This window comes from Hoeflea sp. (assembly GCF_984452065.1).
Window position 1 is genome coordinate 1 of sequence record NZ_CFHWAF010000024.1, and the last position, 18,727, is coordinate 18,727.

At 60.0% G+C, this 18,727-nt stretch carries 20 protein-coding genes; 7 read left to right on the forward strand and 13 right to left on the reverse strand.

Annotated features, from left to right (window positions below; genetic code table 11):
- The 9 genes from AC5E6N_RS06755 to AC5E6N_RS06795 all read right to left on the reverse strand — a co-directional run.
- A partial coding sequence (locus tag AC5E6N_RS06755; RefSeq protein ID WP_491747099.1) for a type II secretion system F family protein occupies positions 1-931 on the reverse strand: 931 nt, incomplete at its 3' end.
- Positions 932-970: 39 nt separating this feature from the next.
- Positions 971-1,981, reverse strand: a complete 1,011-nt coding sequence (locus tag AC5E6N_RS06760; protein WP_491747100.1) for a type II secretion system F family protein — start codon at positions 1,979-1,981, stop codon at positions 971-973.
- A gap of 28 nt (positions 1,982-2,009) precedes the next feature.
- Positions 2,010-3,497, reverse strand: a complete 1,488-nt coding sequence (locus tag AC5E6N_RS06765) for a TadA family conjugal transfer-associated ATPase (protein WP_491747101.1) — start codon at positions 3,495-3,497, stop codon at positions 2,010-2,012.
- A 35-nt stretch (positions 3,498-3,532) separates the two neighbouring features.
- Positions 3,533-4,741, reverse strand: coding sequence for a CpaE/TadZ family protein (locus AC5E6N_RS06770; RefSeq protein ID WP_491747135.1), 1,209 nt, complete (start codon positions 4,739-4,741; stop codon positions 3,533-3,535).
- A gap of 115 nt (positions 4,742-4,856) precedes the next feature.
- Entirely contained in the window at positions 4,857-5,540 is a 684-nt protein-coding gene (locus AC5E6N_RS06775) for a CpaD family pilus assembly protein (protein WP_491747136.1), read from the reverse strand.
- 43 nt (positions 5,541-5,583) lie between these two features.
- Positions 5,584-7,038 carry a type II and III secretion system protein family protein gene (locus AC5E6N_RS06780; protein WP_491747102.1) on the reverse strand — a complete coding sequence of 485 codons (1,455 nt, stop codon included), beginning with the start codon at positions 7,036-7,038 and terminating at the stop codon, positions 5,584-5,586.
- A 96-nt stretch (positions 7,039-7,134) separates the two neighbouring features.
- Positions 7,135-7,929 (reverse strand): Flp pilus assembly protein CpaB, encoded by a 795-nt coding sequence (gene cpaB / locus AC5E6N_RS06785; protein ID WP_491747103.1) that lies wholly within the window; start codon positions 7,927-7,929, stop codon positions 7,135-7,137.
- A 217-nt stretch (positions 7,930-8,146) separates the two neighbouring features.
- Positions 8,147-8,656, reverse strand: a complete 510-nt coding sequence (locus AC5E6N_RS06790; protein WP_491747104.1) for an A24 family peptidase — start codon at positions 8,654-8,656, stop codon at positions 8,147-8,149.
- Between the two features lie 137 nt (positions 8,657-8,793).
- On the reverse strand, positions 8,794-8,997 hold the full coding sequence (locus AC5E6N_RS06795) for a Flp family type IVb pilin (protein ID WP_491747105.1): 204 nt from the start codon (positions 8,995-8,997) through the stop codon (positions 8,794-8,796).
- A 396-nt stretch (positions 8,998-9,393) separates the two neighbouring features.
- Here AC5E6N_RS06795 and AC5E6N_RS06800 point away from each other — a divergent pair, with 396 nt between their 5' ends.
- The 7 genes from AC5E6N_RS06800 (at position 9,394) to AC5E6N_RS06830 (ending at position 15,078) form a co-directional block, all read left to right on the forward strand.
- Complete coding sequence (locus AC5E6N_RS06800) at positions 9,394-9,801, forward strand: pilus assembly protein N-terminal domain-containing protein (RefSeq protein ID WP_491688067.1); 408 nt, start codon at positions 9,394-9,396, stop codon at positions 9,799-9,801.
- Between the two features lie 175 nt (positions 9,802-9,976).
- A complete protein-coding gene (locus AC5E6N_RS06805) occupies positions 9,977-10,570 on the forward strand; it encodes a TadE/TadG family type IV pilus assembly protein (RefSeq protein WP_491747106.1) in 594 nt (197 codons plus the stop codon).
- A 79-nt stretch (positions 10,571-10,649) separates the two neighbouring features.
- Positions 10,650-11,249 carry a TadE/TadG family type IV pilus assembly protein gene (locus tag AC5E6N_RS06810; RefSeq protein WP_491747107.1) on the forward strand — a complete coding sequence of 200 codons (600 nt, stop codon included), beginning with the start codon at positions 10,650-10,652 and terminating at the stop codon, positions 11,247-11,249.
- 213 nt (positions 11,250-11,462) lie between these two features.
- Complete coding sequence (locus tag AC5E6N_RS06815) at positions 11,463-12,683, forward strand: phosphopentomutase (protein WP_491747108.1); 1,221 nt, start codon at positions 11,463-11,465, stop codon at positions 12,681-12,683.
- Positions 12,680-13,648, forward strand: a complete 969-nt coding sequence (locus tag AC5E6N_RS06820; RefSeq protein WP_491747109.1) for an adenosine deaminase — start codon at positions 12,680-12,682, stop codon at positions 13,646-13,648. The genes AC5E6N_RS06815 and AC5E6N_RS06820 overlap by 4 nt, the downstream gene beginning before the upstream one ends.
- A gap of 111 nt (positions 13,649-13,759) precedes the next feature.
- Entirely contained in the window at positions 13,760-14,389 is a 630-nt protein-coding gene (gene upp, locus AC5E6N_RS06825) for a uracil phosphoribosyltransferase (RefSeq protein WP_491747110.1), read from the forward strand.
- 161 nt (positions 14,390-14,550) lie between these two features.
- Positions 14,551-15,078: a retropepsin-like aspartic protease family protein gene (locus tag AC5E6N_RS06830; protein ID WP_491747111.1), complete on the forward strand. Its 528-nt coding sequence runs from the start codon at positions 14,551-14,553 to the stop codon at positions 15,076-15,078.
- A gap of 8 nt (positions 15,079-15,086) precedes the next feature.
- On the opposite strand, the gene deoA is transcribed toward AC5E6N_RS06830, so the two are convergent.
- From deoA to AC5E6N_RS06850, 4 genes are read right to left on the reverse strand one after another with little or no spacing between them, the layout of a single operon-like run.
- The gene (gene deoA / locus AC5E6N_RS06835) at positions 15,087-16,403 is read right to left on the reverse strand and encodes a thymidine phosphorylase (RefSeq protein WP_491747112.1); all 1,317 of its coding nucleotides are present in this window, start codon (positions 16,401-16,403) and stop codon (positions 15,087-15,089) included.
- Between the two features lie 26 nt (positions 16,404-16,429).
- Entirely contained in the window at positions 16,430-17,221 is a 792-nt protein-coding gene (locus AC5E6N_RS06840; protein WP_491747113.1) for a purine-nucleoside phosphorylase, read from the reverse strand.
- On the reverse strand, positions 17,218-17,610 hold the full coding sequence (gene cdd, locus AC5E6N_RS06845) for a cytidine deaminase (protein ID WP_491747114.1): 393 nt from the start codon (positions 17,608-17,610) through the stop codon (positions 17,218-17,220). The genes AC5E6N_RS06840 and cdd overlap by 4 nt, the downstream gene beginning before the upstream one ends.
- Positions 17,611-17,616: 6 nt before the next feature.
- A complete protein-coding gene (locus AC5E6N_RS06850; protein ID WP_491747115.1) occupies positions 17,617-18,588 on the reverse strand; it encodes an ABC transporter permease in 972 nt (323 codons plus the stop codon).
- Between the last annotated feature and the right edge of the window lie 139 nt (positions 18,589-18,727).

The following is an 18,727-nucleotide window of genomic DNA, read 5'->3' on the forward strand; positions in this document are numbered from 1 at the left end:
CGCCGAAGATGACCGGCAGGAAGAACAGGATCATGGGAACGGTCAGCTTGGGCGGCAGGGCCGCGGCTTTCTTTTCCGCCTCGGTCATGCGCATATCACGGCTTTCCTGAGCGAGCACCCGAAGAGCCTGGGCAATCGGCGTGCCGTAGCGTTCAGCCTGTATCAGGGCCTGGCAGACGGACTTGACCGTCTCGAGCCCAGTACGGTCGCCGAGATTCTCGTAGGCCTTGCGTCTTTCCTGCAAGTAGGAAAGCTCCGCCGTCGTCAACACCAGCTCTTCGGCAAGCGGCGCGGACTGGCTGGCGACTTCATCGGCGACCCGCTTGAACGCCGCTTCGATTGAAACGCCTGATTCCACACAAATCAGCAGCAGGTCCAGTGCATCCGGCCAGGCATTGCGGATCGATTTCTGCCGCTTTGAGGTCCGGTTGGAGATATATATGTTGGGCGCGTAGAAGCCGATATAGGCCGCAACGATACAAACAACCACGCGCAACATCGTGGGCTGGTCCGCAAATGCGTCGAGCACGAAGACATAGAAGACTGCAGCAGCCAGGAAAACGAAGGGCAGTGTGAAGCGCGCAAACAGGAAGATATTGAGCGCGTTCTGTGTGCGCAGGCCGGCCGTTCTCAGTTTTCTTTCGGTATTTGCATCAACAAGGGCTTCGCGCAAATTCAGCTTTTCGACAAGCTGCCTGACCGACGTATTGTGCTCATGCCTTAAAGAGCCGCCGCGCTGGTTGGCCTCGGCGTTCATACGCGCGCGCTCGCGCGCCCTGATCTCATCACGTTCGAGCGCAACGGTCTTCATCCGCGCGTTCAAATCGCCACGTTCAAAGAGCGGCATGAATATCGTGAGCAGTGTCGCGAAAACCGCGATACCGACAAGGACTGCCGAAACAAGCGTTGGATCTGTCAGCGTCTGGATCATGATAATTCCGCTTTCCTAGCCGCCCGGAACTGCTGCCGCTCAGATTTCAAAGTCGATCATCTTGCGCATCACGAGAATGCCGATCGTCATCCAAACAACCGAAGCGCCCAAAATGATATTGCCGCGCGGATCGGTGAAGAGCGGCGTGATATAGGTCGGTGTGGTCAGATAGACCAGGATGACGATCACGAAGGGCAGCGATCCGATGATGGCTGCCGACGCCTTGGCTTCCATCGAGAGTGCATTCACCTTCGCTTTCATCTTCTTGCGGTCGCGCAGGACCCGCGACAGGTTGGCCAGCGCCTCGGAAAGGTTACCGCCGGCCTGGGCCTGGATCGCGACGACGATTGCAAAGAAGTTTGTCTCCGGCAACGGTATGTTCTCATGCAGTCTCGCGCAGGCCTCCGGAACGGTCATGCCGAGTTGCTGGGATTCAACGACCCGTTTGAACTCGCTGCGCAACGGCTCCTGTGACTCCGAGGCAATCAGCCTGAGTGAATCGTTGATCGGCAGGCCGGAGCGTATGGAGCGCACCATAACGTCAAGCGCGTTCGGAAACTCATTGAGGAACGCCTTGAAGCGGCGTTTGCGTTTGAAGCCGACAACCCAACGGGGGACGCCAAGACCGCCGACAATCGCCATGCCGGCCGTGATCAACAAAGGGCCACCGAAAGCCAGCGTCGCGCCGGCGAGAAGGAAGGCGCTGACTATGCTGATGATGTAGAACTGCGTGACGTTCAGGCTCCAGCCGGTTTGCTGCAATGCGATTTTCAGCGGAGGCGAGGTATGGTTGACTTTTTTCTTCTGTTTTTCTTCCAGATCCTTCAATGATTCCTGGACTGATTTTTTCCGCCTGGCGGCCTCATTGAGGTTGTCACGGGCAGCCTTCAAAACGCGACCGTCCGTTTCGGCAAGCTTGACCTGCTTGAAGCGCTTGTCGACCTTCTGCTCGGTTTCAATGGTCCGGAACAGAACGGAATAAGCCAACCCGCCGGCGGCGACGGCCACCAGGACGATAATCAACAGGATTTCGGCATCTATTCCGAACATGTCATCTGCCCTTTCTATCGATGATGAATCAGGCGACTGCCTGTTCCATGCTGTCGATTGCCTCCGCCAACCGGCGCTCCTCACCAAAATAGCGCGCGCGCTCCCAGAAGTGCGGACGGCCTATCCCGGTCGACACGTGCTGACCCAGAACATTGCCGTTCGCATCTTCGCCATTGATGTCGAAGGTCATCAGGTCCTGGGTGATGATCACGTCACCCTCCATGCCGGTGACTTCCGTGATATGGGTGATGCGCCGCGACCCGTCGCGCAGGCGAGCCGCCTGAACGATGACGTCGACAGAACCGCTGATGATTTCGCGCACCGTCTTTGCCGGCAGCGAAAACCCGCCCATGGCGATCATCGATTCAATACGGTTCAGACATTCGCGCGGCGAATTGGAGTGGATCGTCCCCATGGAGCCGTCGTGGCCCGTATTCATGGCCTGAAGCAGGTCGAACACCTCGGGTCCGCGCACCTCGCCGACGATGATGCGCTCGGGACGCATACGCAGGCAGTTCTTGACCAGATCGCGCATGGTGACCTCACCCTCGCCCTCGATATTGGGCGGGCGGGTTTCAAGCCGCACCACATGCGGCTGCTGCAACTGCAGTTCCGCCGAGTCCTCGCAGGTGATTACCCGTTCGGTTCCGTCGATATAGCGTGTCAGGCAGTTCAGCAGCGTGGTTTTACCGGAGCCCGTACCGCCGGAAATCACGACGTTGCAGCGTACGCGGCCGATGATCTGCAGGATGGTCGCGCCCTCGGGCGTGATCGATCCGAAATTGACGAGCTGATCGAGGGTCAGCTTGTCCTTCTTGAACTTACGGATTGTCAATGCCGTGCCGTCGAGCGCGAGCGGCGGCGCGATCACGTTGACGCGGGAGCCGTCCGGCAGGCGCGCGTCGCATATGGGGCTGGATTCATCGACACGGCGGCCGACCTGGCTGACGATCCGCTGGCAGATGGACAGAAGCTGGCTCTCGTCGCGAAAGCGGACCTCGGTTTCCTCCACCTTGCCGTCGACTTCAATGTAGCTCTGGCCGGAGCCGTTGATCATGATATCGGCGATGTCATCGCGCGCCAGCAGCGGCTCAAGCGGACCGTAGCCCAGTACGTCGTTGCAGATGTCCTCGAGCAGTTCCTCCTGCTCGGAGATCGACATGGCGAAATTCTTGATCGTGATAATGTCATTGACAATATCGCGAATTTCCTCGCGGGCGCTCTCATTGTCGAGCTTGGAAAGCTGCGACAGGTCGATCGTATCGATCAGGGCGGAGAAGACCTGCGATTTGGTCGTGTAATAGCTGTCCGTCTTCCTTGCCGACCGCTTCTTTTTTTCCGGGCGCTCTGCCCCAGGTGTGATTGGAGTGTTGACGGTCATTTCCGCCGGCTGTGCCGCCGGGGCAGGCGCCGCGACGTCCGTTTCCGCCGTATCCAGTTCGGGTGCCAGAGGTGGCGTGCGGACAATTGTGTCCTCCACCTTCCCGAAGCCGCCGTTTCCGCGTTTGCCAAACATGTACTACCCCCTGCAACTAAAGACTTTGCGACCTGTTACCGCTTCAGAAGCGAGCGCAGGCCGGCCAGACCGGACTTCTTCTGCCTCTTGATTTCCGCGCGACCCGTCAGGATGTGCGCAAGCTGGGAGAATGTTTCCGCGGTCGGCGCCCTCGGGTCCGTTTCCGCGATCATCCGGCCGCTGTTGGACGCATTGCCGAAAAGCTGCGCGTCGAACGGAATGATCGCCGTCGCCTCGATTTCCAGAGGTTCGCAGAAATCATTGACCGAAATCTCGGGACGCCTGGGCATGCCGACCTGATTGAGAACCAGGCGCGGGGGATGATCGTTCGGACGAATCTTGCCCAATGTGTCCATGAGGTTCTTGGCGTTGCGCAGGTTCGGGAGATCCGGCGTCGCCACAACGGCGACATCATCCACCTCGCCGAGCACCGCCTTGGTCCAGTTCGTCCACATATGGGGCAGATCGAGAACCGTGATGGGCGCGGTCCGCTGGACAATCTCCAGAACCGGTTCGAAGGTCGAGCCGTTGAAGTCATAGGTCCGGTCGAGCATCGAAGGCGCCGCCAGCATCGAAAGATGCGAGGCGCATTTGGAGAGCAGACGCTCCAGGAAGACGTCGTCCAGGCGCTCCGGCGCAAACACCGCTTCGGCAATCCCCTGCGGCGGGTCCTGGTCGAAGTTTATGTTCGCGGTTCCGAAAGCGAGATCGAGATCGGCAAGGATGACCTCGGTCTCGAAGAGGCCGGAAATGCCCCAGGCGCTGTTATGGGCGATCGTGGAAGACCCGACGCCGCCCTTGGCGCCGATAAAGGCAATCGTCCGGCCAAGCGGTTCCGCGTCCGGGTCGACAAAAATGGTCGAAACCACATGCAGGATGTCGGCAATCGAGACCGGGCCCACCAGGTATTCCGATATTCCCCGGCGGATGAGTTCCCGATAGAGAAAAACATCGTTGTCATAGCCGATGACGATGACCTTTGTCGACGGATCGCAAACCTCGGCGAGATCGGCGAGGTGTTCCAGCAATTTCCCGCCGGTTTCCGAATTCTCGAGAATGACCAGATTCGGGGTCGGGGAAGACGCGTACATGGTGCAGGCGGATTCAATGTTTCCGCTCACGGTCCGCACATGCGTGCGCGCCAGCCGCCTGTCCTCCGCCATGGAGCTTATGGTGTTCAGGAGATTTTCCGACTCGCAGAAGGCCTGGATGGAGATGCGCGGCAACGGCCGCAGACTGTCCATGGCGTCCTGATTGTTGCCGGTATCCAGAAGGCTCTGGCCGCCTTCAGGGTTTTCAGCTACCTCACTCATATCGTCATCCCGCTTTGCGTTCTCATAAGCCTCTGGTTTCGGTAGACTATTCATCGTCGCCCTGTACGGTGGACCCGAATTTCCGGTACTTGCCGATAACCACATCACGTCTTTGCGCATCGATCGGCGACATGCCGCGCGGTGCGATCAGATCGGACGGATTGGCGATCTGGGCGGCCAGATTGCTCTGGGTGGCGCAGCCGAAATTCTCGTAATGCTTGTTTTCCATCGTATTGAGCACCAGATCGTTCGGCCAACGGCCACACTGCGCGGTATGTGCGCCAATCGCCGTAAAACTCAGCCGAACGGGCGCCGCGTCATTTTGCGCGGCGGCCTGATAGGACTGATAGGCGATCTTGCGTGACGGCACGCCTTCTTCAACGAGGATCTTCCTGATCTCACCGGCGAGCCGTGAGGCCGCAGCCGCGTTCGCGGAGCCGACCGGCGTCATGATCCGCAACGAGCCGGAGGCGTTTTCCCGATATTCTGACGCGAAGCCGCGGACCATGCTTGTCCTGCCGAAATTCAAATCCGTGTCACTGCTGGCGATCGGAATATCGATGTCATGCGCTTTTTCCGAAATCACGATCGGATGGTTGGTGCGGTAGTCATCGGGGACGGAACCGACCTCGATGTCGTGGACATTGGCACAGCCCGCGAGGAGCGCGGCGAGCGCCGCGGCGGCAAATCCGACGGACCGGGGTGATCTGCGTTCCTCGGGCCGGTTCATCGAAACAGTTTCCGTGTAGGTCATTTGAGGTTCCAACCCTTCATCACTTGTAGATAAAGCCGACAACGCCGTGGTAGCGGCCCTTGGGAAGACCCGTCTCCATCTGCCCGTAGACCCGGTTTACCCGACCGAGGAAATTCGCCGCGCCGTCACTCGAGGCGTTGAAATTGTCGTCAGGGCGCGACAGCTTGTTGCGGGCGACCGGGCGGACGAGATAGGGCGTCGCGATGATGACGAGTTCGGTTTCGTTGCGGACGAAATCGCGGCTGCGAAACAGGGTGCCGAGCACGGGAACCTTTGAAAGGCCGGGAAAGCCGCTCATGACCTGGCGCAGATCGTCGCGGATCAGTCCGGCAATGGCGATCGAGCCGCCCGATGGCAGCTCGACGGCCGTATCGGCTTCTCTTTTGCGAAGACCATTCAACGTGCCGCCACCAGTCGTGCGGACCCCACCGATCGATGCGGAACTGCCTTCAAAGGTCGGTTCAGAGACTTCGGTCCTGACACGCAGGCTTATGCGGCCCTCCGACAGAACGACCGGCGTAAATTCAAGACGTATACCCCATTCCTTTTCTTCATACGTTTGCACCGTACCACCTCCAGCGGTCACTGCCATTTCGTTCAGGAACTGGAATTCACCGCCCACGAAAAACGTGGCGGGCTCACCCGAGATGGCTGTAAGGGTGGGCTCGGCCAGTGTTTTCATGACGCCTGCCTGCTCCATGGCGCGGACATAGGAGTCCAATCCGAAGCGGCCAGTGCTTCCTCCGAACATGCCGCCTGATCTGGTGATCGCTGCACCAAGGGCCGGAGGGTTGATGGAATCGAAAACGGGATTTCCGTTTTCGGTAATCGTCGTGTTGACGCCGAGCTGCTTGAGGATCTGCCGGCTCACCTCGGCGACGGTCACTTTGAGCGTCACCTGGTCCTCGCCCTCGATATCCAGAAGATTGATGATCTGCGAGACCTGCCGGTCTTCAGCGAAGATCGCCGCGTCCCCGCCCTCGCCAATGGCCGTGATGTTTCTGGTCGTCGCCTCACCGCCCTTCAGGAAAATCTCAGCGAGCTGGCTGGCCCGTGAGGCGTCCTGGGGCGTGCGGACAGTTCCCGTCAGCACGATATTGTCGCTGATGATCTCAACCGTGATATCGGAGTCCGGGATAAAACGCGACAGCTGCCGCTGCAATCCCGTTGTGTCGCGCTCGACGGCGAGGTCGAGACTGACAATCTGCTTGCCGTTCTTGCCGAATACAAAAATGTTCGTCTGGCCGACCTCCTTGCCAAAAAGATAGATGCGGCGGGCCGAGCGCGTGACAGCATCCGCTACTTCCGGGTCCGCCACCAGAATGTCCTGTGCATCCTCGGGCAAATCGACGACAAGGGCCTTGTTCAGACCGAGCTTGACGTCCTTGACGTTGCCCGCACCGGATTTTTGCACCTTGATCGACTGAGGGTTGGCCTTGGCGGCTGAAACAAGCGGCTCAGCAGTCAGGGCCATAGCACAAGTCACTGCAACGCCCGCCAGGAGAGATTTGCGACCGGCGGCCGAAGCTAGAGCTGAAAATCTGGATCTGTGCACTGTCTTGCCCCCGGTCTAGTTGGCTGCGCCGATATTGGTGATCTGGCCTGAACGAATGAGTTGGATGGAACCGCCATCCTCACCGCTGAGAAGATGATTTGCTCCGCCGGTATCCGGGTCCTGAACATCGGCGACGCTGCGCAGCGCCAGCGTCAGCCGCGACGCCATCTGCTGGGCGACGGCAATGATTTTCGCCTGTTCAGGCGTCAGTTCCAGGGTGGCGGTCGATCCGACGGCCGTCTTCTTGCCGTCCTCATCCTCGCGGATACGCTGGTCGATGGCGAGGACACGAATGTTCTCCAGGATCGTTTCGGTCACAAATCCGGCATTGTCGGGATTGCGAACCATGATCACGTCGACACGGTCGTTGGGAAGTATGAACCCGCCGGCGCTTGTCTCGACCGATATACCGGTGGAAACAGCCCTTTTTCCGGACGGAAGGATGGAGGACATGATCCGGGTATCGCCATCGACGATTTTTTCGGTGCGCAACGGTTCGCCCTCGAACACCGGGAGCCGGACGATCGAACCCGACAATTCTTCCAGCGCGTCGGGACGTGTCGAGCGGGTGATGTACCCGTCGGTGACGGCGTCCTCCGGCCATTCCTGCCAATCCAGATTGCGGTCATTCAGCCGGGACCCGATGGGCAGGCTGTTGGACGCGACAAGCACACTGTCGGTCCTGACTTTCTTGATCACTTCACGAACCGGCGGATTGGTTGCCTTGCCGGTGATGTTCAAGATCAGGTAGCCGGCTGCAACCGCGGCAACCAGAGCAATGGCCATAACTATCAAGCGTGCGGGCTTCATACCGTTTCCCCGGAACACATTTCCAATTGTCGGGCAAACAATGCGGTATGAATCGTGTACTTATGGTTAATGCGCCGCTACCAGTCTTACTTAACAGCGATTTAATGAGGTGGCACGCCGGTCAGGCTCCGGTCATCGGCAATCACAAATATCCTACAGACATTGCGGCGAAGCTTGAGTATTCAAAGCCAATGATCCTAGGCAGGCGAATACCACATCAGTAATTGGCAAGAGCAATCTGCATAAGTGGTGTTTGGGGGTAATAGATGAGACCAGCAATACCGATTGCAATACCGTAGGGAACTCCCGCCTTCGGCTCGAAAAGATGGGCAACCGGGCCTAACTTGGCAGACAACAGGAACATTCGCGAGCGCGCAATGACCAATACGATGGTCAGTAAACCACCGATCATCGCCACAGCAATCATAAAATTTAGCAATTCCATGTTGAGCCCGAACCAGACTGCCGTCGCCGTCAGCAGCTTTGCGTCTCCACCACCCATAGCGCCAAGGCCGAAAAGGCCGAAACAGACGACAAAGACAAGAAGGCCGGCGGCAAAGTGCATGGCGTAGGCGTGCCAGGACAGGCCGGCAAGCGGCGCGATAACGGCAAAGGAAACCAGAAGGATTATCGAGACACGGTTCGGTATGGTCATTGTCAGCGCGTCGGAAATCGCGGCGAAGGCCAGGCACAAGGGAAAAACCACCATGATCGCTGAATTCAGCACTGCGCTCTCCTTCAAAACCGGCCCGTTCGTTGCGATCGACCGTCAGCCTATAGGAACAACAAGTCCTTTAAAAAAATTTACCGCCCGGACCGGATCCGGGCGGCAAATATTCAACTTCGCCTAAGCGGCAACGTCTACTACCCCCCAGGAGCCGGCGGCTGCGCCGGAGTAGCGGCGCCTGAAAGCGCGTCTTCAACCCTCTGGAAGGTGGCGTCCAGTTCACCGGTAAGGGCCTGAAGGGCCGCGATGATGCCGACGGCAACCAGAGCAGCGATCAGGCCGTACTCGATGGCGGTCGCGCCGGATTCGTCTTTCATGAAACGTGCAAACATCTTTGTCATTGGATTACTCCTTGCTCCACTTATTCAGCATGTCCGTCAGCCTTTTTCACACTGATCGGATGCCGGGAACGCTACCGGACAGGTTTTGAAAACAGCTTAAGAAACATGGTTACCGAAAGGTTCGCCAAGAGAGCGCCGCATTTGTTGGTGAATCTCTGGTTAATCCGCCTGCTCGTCTCGGACGCGCAAGCAAAATCCGGGTTTTGCTTGCGCGTATATATAATGTCAACGCCGTTCCGATCATCACGGATGCAACGCCTGACCTGCGTCACCGCAGCGTCCCGAATACCCGACTTCGAACTTTTTCCGGCGTTTTGCAGCCCGTTAAGCCTTCATTCACCATTCCGGGCGACTTTTAGGCAGTTTCATCCAAAGCCGCGGCGCGAGGAGCAATACATGTTCAAGCTGTTTGACATTCGTTCGACCGTCAGGTCGACCAGCATGGTGGCTGTCGCGTTTGCCGCGCTTCTTGGTGCGACCGTGGCCGCCCTTGCCGAAAACCCCATTAAAGTCGACCTGGACTACGCACGGGTCATCAAGCTGGACCGGCCGATCAGCCGCGTAATTATCGGGAACGCCGATATCGCGGACGCGACGGTCAGCGATCCGCAAACGATCATCCTGACCGGAAAAGGCTTTGGAACGACCAACCTGGTCATCCTGGACAATGACGGCAACGCCATCGTCGACGAACGCGTTCTGGTGTCACTTGAAGCGCACAACACCATGCAGGTCTATCGACAGACCGAACGCCGGGTTCTGTCCTGCACGCCTTCATGCGAGCCGCTGGAACTCGAGCGCTAACGCATTGAAGAAATAGTAAACAGAGCTGAAATCTGCGTTTCCGGTTCCGATCAATTTCGGATACCGATTGTAAACTCCTTTGTATTAGGATTTTCAGACAGGTCCAGTAAGCGGGGTTGTCATGCCGGTCCTTTTGAGTGGGAAGCGCGCGCGAGAAAATGCGCGGAAGAGGAGTTTGGGGCGGTTCTCGATAGTCCGCGTCCGGCGCGACGAGAACGGCGCGACGGCAATCGAGTTCGCGTTGCTGGCTATCCCGTTTTTTCTGCTGATTTTCGCCATCATCGAAACCTGCATAGCGTTCGCGGCCGAACAAACGCTGAATTACGCGGTCGACAAGCTGGGCCGTGAGTTGCGCACCGGCCAGATCACGTTCAACACGGGCGCTTCGACGGACATCACAGAGGACGAGTTCCGCACTAGGCTGTGTAACGAGGTCTCGATCGTGTTCACCTGCGGTTCGGATGTGAACAACAGGCTGTTCTTCGATCTGCAGAATTACAGCAGTTTCGCATCCATTCCCACCGACGTGCCGCTTTCCAGCGGGAGGCTGGATACGAGCGGTTTCAATTTCAATCCCGGCGGGCCCTCAACCATCAACGTCCTGCGGGCCTACTATGCATGGAAAGTTACCGCCGATCTGTTCCGCCCCTATATCGCCAACGTCAAGCTGGCGGGATCGTCGGATGAGAACCACTACCTGATCGTCGCCACCACCGCCTACCGGAACGAAGCCTATCCGACGACAGGCACGGGCACGGGTGGCGGTTGAGGCATTGCACGAGATCCGAAACGACGGATGTTTGACCAAAAACCAATCAGGCATTGAATAGGAACGCGGAGACGCATTCATGACACCGACAAAGCAACCGTCGCAAAACAAAGGCGCAAGCCTTCGATCGCGCGTGCGGGATCTCCTCGGCAACAAGGACGGTGTCGGCGCTATCGAATTCGCCTTCGTCGCTCCCATTCTGGTCGTGCTCTATATCGGCGCCGTTGAAATGACCGTCGCGCTGTCCGTCGATACAAAGGTTTCCAGGGCCGGCAACGTCACGCTTGATCTGATCACACAGGGGGTCACCACATCAAAGGCCGAACTTGCCGACATGGAAGATGTCGCAAAGAGCATTATCGCGCCATTTGCCAACGACAAGGTCGAGTTGGCCTATACCGCCGTCCAGGTCAATGCGGCTGGTAACGAGGCAAGGGTATCATGGTCGTGGCGCAGCGACGGCGGTGCGCTGCCTGCACAAAACAGCGTGATCGAACTCCCCGACAGCCTCATGATCGGCAATGCCTATTATGTCCGCGGCGAGATCACCAATACCCACGATCTGATCACATCCTTTCCGTTCACGGGCGCTACCTTGAACTCAATCGACCTGTCCGAGACCTATTTCATGCGGCCGCGTGTCGGAACGGCTATCAACTGTGCCGACTGCAATACCTGAATCGCGCATTTGGGATCGTCCCATGCATGTAAGGCCAGGGCTGACCGGTGTCGGCCGCCTTTCGCTTTCGATGTTGTCATCCCGAAGCACACCTGCCCCAAAAAACCTGTTGTGACCAAACCTGTCGCATAATAGTTTGAGCGCCACTGTAAAGAAGGCTCCTTCGGACGCCGTATGCGAACGCTTTGAAAAACAATAATCTGCAGGGAAGGCATGGCCCGCGCAATCATCTTGCTTCTTGATTCATTCGGCATCGGCGGAGCGCCGGATGCCGACGCTTTCGGTGACGCCGGCGCCGACACGCTTGGCCACATTGCCGAACAATGCGCGGCGGGCCTCGGCGACCGGGAGGGCCTGCGGCACGGGCCGTTGCTGCTGCCGAACCTGACCTCGCTCGGACTTGTGCAGGCCGCAAAGCTCGCCACCGGCCGGGTTCCGGCCGGCATGGACGGCGATATCCAGCCGATCGGCCTCTATGCCTGTGCCGACGAGGTCTCGCACGGCAAGGACACGCCGTCCGGGCACTGGGAAATCGCAGGCGTGCCGGTGCGTTTTGACTGGGGGTATTTTCCGGAAGGCGAAGAGACATTTCCCGGCGCGTTGCTGGAGCAGATCTATCAGGCGGCCGACCTGCCGGGCAGCCTTGCCAATTGCCATGCATCGGGCACCGTCGTCATTGAAGAGTACGGAGCGGAGCATATCTCTTCGGGCAAGCCGATCTTCTATACGTCGGCGGACAGCGTTTTCCAGATCGCCGCCCATGAAGGCCATTACGGGCTCGAGCGGCTCTACAGCCTGTGCGAGACTGTACGCAAACTGGTCGACCCGCTGAATATAGGCCGGGTCATTGCCCGCCCCTTCGTCGGAGAAACGACGGGCGAATTCGAGCGAACCGGAAACCGGCGGGACTATTCTGTCTTGCCGCCCGAACCGACCCTGCTCGACCGCGCCTGCAACGCCGGGCGCATGGTCATCGCCGTCGGCAAGATCAGCGATATCTTTGCGCATCAGGGCATCAGCGAAATGCGCAAGGCCGACGGCAATGAAGACCTATTCAATACAACGCTTTCGGCGATGGACGCCGCCGGCGACGGCGATATCGTTTTCACCAATTTCGTGGACTTCGACATGCTCTACGGGCATCGCCGGGACGTGCCCGGCTATGCGGCCGCGCTGGAACGGTTCGATGCGCGCCTGCCTGAAATCGCCCGAAAGCTCAAGCGCAACGATCTTGTCGTGGTCACGGCCGATCACGGCTGCGACCCGACCTGGCGCGGAAACGATCATACCCGCGAGCGGGTGCCTGTCCTGTGTTTCGGTTCGGGCGTTGCGGCGGGGTCGGCCGGCGTCCGGCAGACCTTTGCGGATATCGGCGAGAGCATCGCGGCACATCTCGGGCTTGAGCCCGGGCCGCATGGAAGGAGTTTCCTTTGACCGGACATATTCCCAAGGCCGAACTTCATTGCCATATCGAAGGGGCGGCGCCGACGGAGCTGGTCCGCGAACAGGCGCGCAAATACAATGTCGACATCGATCACCTGATTGACGGCAAACGCTTTGTCTGGAGCGATTTCACCAGTTTCCTCGCCGCCTATGATGCGGCGGCGGCACTGTTCAAGACCGAGGAGGACTATGCGCTCCTGGCCGAGCGCTATCTGGCGTCCATCGCATCCGAGGGCGCAATCTACAGCGAGATATTCATCTCGCCGGATCATGCCCGGCGCACCGGCCTGTCGCCCCAGGCCTATGTCAACGGGCTTGGAGAGGGCATTGAGCGGGCGCGGGACAAATACGGCATCGAGGGCCGGCAGATCGTTACCTGTGTCAGACATTTCGACAGGGACGACGCGATCGACGTCGCCCGTTTTGCCGCATTGAGGCCGCACCGGACCGTCACCGGTTTCGGCATGGGCGGGGATGAACGGATCGGGTCCCATGCGGATTTTTCCGACGCCTTCGCCATCGCCCGCGACGCGGGGCTGGGTATCACGACCCATGCCGGCGAGGTCGCCGGCGCCGACAGCGTGCGCGATGCGATCGAGCATGTACGCCCGTCGCGTATCGGTCACGGCGTGCGCGCCATCGAGGATCCGTCACTGGTCGAACATCTGGCGGATGAGGGCATCGTCCTTGAGATCTGCCCCGGCTCGAACGTTTCGCTTTCCGTCTATGAGAGCCTCGGGGCGCATCCGTTTACGGCCTTGCGGGATGCCGGGGTGAAAGTGACGTTGAATTCGGACGATCCGCCCTTTTTCGACACCAGTCTGGGCAAGGAATACGCGGTTGCTCAGGCCGCGTTCGGTCTCAGCGACGCCGACCTCGTCGAGACGACACGCACGGCGATCGAAGCCGCCTTTGTCGACGATGAGACACGCGCGGCGCTGCTTGCAAAGTTGTGACAAACCGCACCATGACAGGCCCAGCGGCTCGCTTCGGCTTGCCGCCCGAGAGCGGTCGATGCAATATGCTCCCGACCCACTGCGCGAAGCCAGCCCAAGAAGGACATCACCATGGACGGCGTCACCGTCATCGACCACCCGCTGGTTCAGCACAAGCTCACCATCATGCGCAAAAAGGACACGTCCACCGCCGGATTCCGGCGTCTGTTGCGCGAGATATCGACGCTTCTTTGCTATGAGGTCACACGCGAGCTGGCGCTCACCCATGAAAACATCGAAACGCCGCTCACCGCCATGGACGCGCCTGTTCTGGCCGGAAAGAAGCTGGTCTTCGCATCGATCCTGAGAGCCGGAAACGGACTGCTGGAAGGCATGCTCGACCTCGTCCCTTCGGCGCGTGTCGCCCATATCGGGCTCTACAGGGATCATGAAACGCTGCAGGCGATCGAATATTATTTCAAGGCGCCTGAGGACATCAGCGACCGGCTGGTCATCGTCGTCGATCCGATGCTCGCAACGGCCAATTCATCCATTGCCGCCGTCGAGAAACTGAAGGAGCGGGGTGCGCATGATCTGCGGTTCCTGTGCCTGCTGGCGGCGCCCGAGGGCGTTACCGCGTTTCGCAAGGCGCATCCGGATGTACCCGTCTTTACCGCTTCGATCGACAGCCACCTCAATGAAAAGGGCTATATTGTCCCGGGCCTCGGCGACGCCGGCGACCGCATGTACGGAACAAAATAGAGCTCACAAGCCTCACACAATCGAATCAGTATAAACTGCCCCCAAGAGTTAACGTTTCCCTAACCAGTGCCGCACACAGTGTTTCGTGTGCCGGACCGTTGTTACGGTCCCTTAGGATTCTCCTGTTGTACTGCGTGCACTTGAGCACGAGGGCGTTGATCATGATGCGGATCTTTCTTCTTGCAGCCGTCGTTTCGGGCGTGGCCGTTGCCGTGCCGAAGGTCGTCGACGGAGAGCTGGACCCGACAACCTCGGAAACGGCAAAGCAGATGCACACAGCCGCCCCCGAACAGATGCCGGTCGCAGCCTATGCAGGCGGTCGCGACGTCGTTATCGGCGCCGATGCGAGAGGGCATTTTCTCAGCAGCTTCAGGATCAACGGCAGGCAGGTCGACGGGATGATCGACACCGGCGCGACCGCCGTTGCCATCAACCGGTCAACGGCGCGCCGGCTCGGGGTCTATCTGACACCGTCCATGTTCAAATATCGCGTCAACACCGCCAATGGCACGACCAGAGCCGCCCGGGTCACGCTTCAATCGGTGGAACTCAAATCCATCAGGCTGCGCAATGTGGAGGCGTTTGTTCTCGACGACGATTCCCTCGGCACCACGCTGATCGGCATGAGTTTCCTGAACCGCCTGACATCCTTTCAGGCGCGCGACGGCAAACTCATTCTCAAACTGTAGATCAGCGCCTATGCGCGGACATGACCGACGATGACCGATGCTTGCGGTATCGTGTCGGTGATTTCGTAGCAGGACAGAACGGACTGCGTGGCCCGGTCGGCGGCGGCGTCATCGGCCGCATGCACCCGCCCGATGGGATCGCCGGCCGACACTTTCGCACCAAGGGCGGCAAGGCGGCTGAGACCGACCGCCGGATCGACCGGATCCTGTGGCCGGGTGCGCCCGCCGCCAAGCGAGACAACCGCAAGGCCGATCCCACGCGCATCGACAGCGCCGACATAACCGTCCCGGTCGGTGACGATATCGCGCACAACCGGGGCATGGGGCAGGTACCTGTCGTAACGGTCGATGAAATCGGCCGGTCCGCCGAGCGCCGCGACCATCGCGGCAAAGCGGTCCGCCGCCCTCCCCGATGCGAGCGCATCCCGGGCCAATCGCTCAGCCAGCGCCGTGTCCGCCGTCAGCCCGGATGCGGCAATCATCTCCGCCGCCAGGGCGATCGTTACCTCTTCGAGCCGCGTATCGCGATGCGATCCGGTCAGAAACTCAACGGCGTTGGCAACCTCCACCGCATTGCCCGCCGCGCTCGCCAACGGTTCGTTCATGTCGGTGATGATGGCGGAGGTCGACAGCCCCGCGCCGTTGGCGACGGCAACAAGGCTTTCCGCCAGCGCCATGGCGGCCTGCGGCTCGGCCATGAATGCGCCGTTGCCGGCCTTGACATCCAGCACCAGCGCCTCAAGGCTGGCGGCAAGTTTCTTGGACAGGATCGACGCCGTGATCAGCGGCACGGATTCGACCGTCGCCGTCACATCGCGGATGGCGTAGAACCGCTTGTCGGCCGGCGCAAGACTGCCTGTCTGACCGATAATGGCACAGCCGACGCTGTCAACGACGTCGCTGAACAGGGTGTTGTCGGGCATGACCTGATAGCCGGGAATGGATTCCATCTTGTCGAGCGTTCCGCCCGTGTGGCCGAGGCCGCGGCCCGATATCATCGGCACGACCGCCCCGCAGGCGGCAACGATCGGCGCCAGCATCAACGACACATTGTCGCCAACACCGCCGGTGGAGTGCTTGTCGGCAATCGGCCGGTCGATCCGCGGCCACGCCAGCACGTCACCGGAATCGCGCATCGCAAGGGTCAGGGCAACGGCCTCGTCACGGCTCATCCCGTTGAAGAAAACGGCCATCGCCAGGGCTGCAACCTGCCCCTCGGACACGGTATCGTCGGTGATGCCGCGCACGAACCTGCCGATCTCGCCGGCATCGAGGGCCTGACCGTCGCGTTTCTTGCGAATGACTTCCTGGGGCAGGAAATTCATGACAATCCTCCAGGTTTCAACAGGTGCTAACCGGACAGCATATGCCGCAGGACCGAAGCCAGCCGCTCGCCGCCGAGCGGCGCCATTTCCTTGGTTTCCTCATGCGAGATTTCATCGCCGCTCATGCCGGCGGCAAAGTTCGTGACCACCGATGCGGCAGCGACCCGCAGACCGAGGTAGCGGGCCAGAATGACCTCGGGAACCGTCGACATGCCGACCGCGTCGGCTCCCATCATGCGCGCCATTTTGATTTCGGCCGGCGTTTCGAAGCTCGGGCCCGAAAACCACATATAGACGCCGCTGAAAAGGTCCATGCCGGTCTGCGCGGCGGCCGCATCCATCTGAGCCGCCATCTCCGCGTCATAGGCGTTGGTGAGCCCGACAAAACGCCGGTCGCCGGGCTCCCCTATCAGCGGATTGGCCCCGGCGAAATTGATGTGGTCGCAAATCCGCATCACCGAGCCGGGCGGCATGTCCTCACGCAGGGAACCGGCGGCATTTGTCAGTATGATCCGCTGAACGCCCAGGCCGTGGAGCGTTTCAAGCGGCGCGCGCATCGCCGAAGCATCGCCCTTTTCATAATAATGCGCTCTGCCGGACAGCATGATAACCGGCCTGTCGCCCATGTACCCCGCGACCACCTCGGCGGCGTGGCCGGATACGCCGCTGTGCGGAAAGCCTTCAAGGTCGGCATAGGACACACGGACCGGATCACGCAGCTCGCCCGACAGCGAACCGAGACCCGATCCGAGCACGATCGCGGTTTGCGGATCGAGGCCGTCGAGTTTCTTGACAAGGACGGACAGGGCCAGGTTCATTTCAGAGCCTCCGCGTCAAAGGCGAACGGCAGCAATTCGCCAAGGGTTACGGTTTGCACGATGCCGTTCATATCGCAAAGGTGGATCTTCGTATCCGGACCGGCGAATTCGGCGAGCCGCTGGCGGCAGCCGCCGCAGGGCGTACAGGCCACCATCTTCTCGGCAACGACGGCAACTTCCTCGATCTTCAGCCCGCCACCCATGATCATGTGGCCTATGGCCGTGGTTTCGGCACACCATCCTTCCGGATAGGAGGCAACCTCGATATTGGCGCCGGCATAGATGCGGCCATCGTCAGCGCGCAAAGCGGCGCCCACCGGGAACTCCGAATAGGGCGCATGACAGCGGCTCATGGCCTCGCGCGCTGCTTCAAACAAATCGTTGGACATGGCGCCCTAACGCTCCTTCACATAGGGCTGTCCGCCGGCCTTGGGCGGTATCGCCTTGCCGATGAAGCCGGCGAGCAGGATAACGGTCAGCATGTAAGGCAAAGCCTGCATGAACTGAACCGGAACCTCGCCGACAACCGGCAGCGACTGGCCCTGAAGCAGGATCGCCAGCGCATCGAGAAAACCGAACAGGAGACAGGCCAGCATCACGTTGACGGGTTTCCACTTGGCAAAGATCAGCGCCGCAAGCGCAATGAAGCCCTTGCCGGCCGTCATGCCCTTAACAAAGCCGGCCGCCACGGCCATCGACAGATAGGCGCCGGCAAAGCCGCACAGAATCCCGCAACACAGAACGCCCAGATAGCGCATCTGCGTGACCGAGATACCGGCGGTATCGACCGCGCCCGGATTTTCGCCCACGGCCCTCAGGCGCAGGCCGAAGCGGGTGCGGTAGAGGACCCACCATGTGAACGGAACGAGCGCAAACGCCAGGTAGGTCAGCAGGAAGTGTTCGGAGATCAGGTTCTCGTAGATCGGCCCGATGAACGGCACATCCTCCAGCGTGTCGGTGAGCGGCAGCCGGATTGCCCCGAACCGGCTGCCCTCGCCCAGCTGCGGTGTCCGCCCGCCCTGCTGGAACCAGGCCTGACCGAGGATGACGGTCGCACCGAGCGCTATGAAATTGATCGCAACGCCCGAGACGATCTGGTTGCCGCGCTGGGTGATCGAGGCAAAGGCATGCACCATTGCAAGGGCGACGGAAACGATAATCGCCGCCGCAAGGCCAATGAAGGCCGATCCGTAGACGGCTGCAGCCGCGCCGCCGGCGAAGGCCGCGGCCAGCATCTTGCCTTCCAGTCCGATATCGAAAACGCCGGACCGCTCGGAATAAAGGCCGGCGAGCGCGGCAAAAATCAGCGGAACCGAAAGGCGGATTGTCGCTTCGAGGGTGACCAGTACGATCTGAAAATAATCCATGGCCCTACTCCCCCGCCGCTGCCGTTTCCGACGGCTTTCCGGCACCGCTCAGCATCGCGAAGAACACGGTGATCGCGGGCCTGAACATGTGTTCCAGCGCACCGGCTAACCTGTCGGAATCGGCTTGGTTCATCTGGCA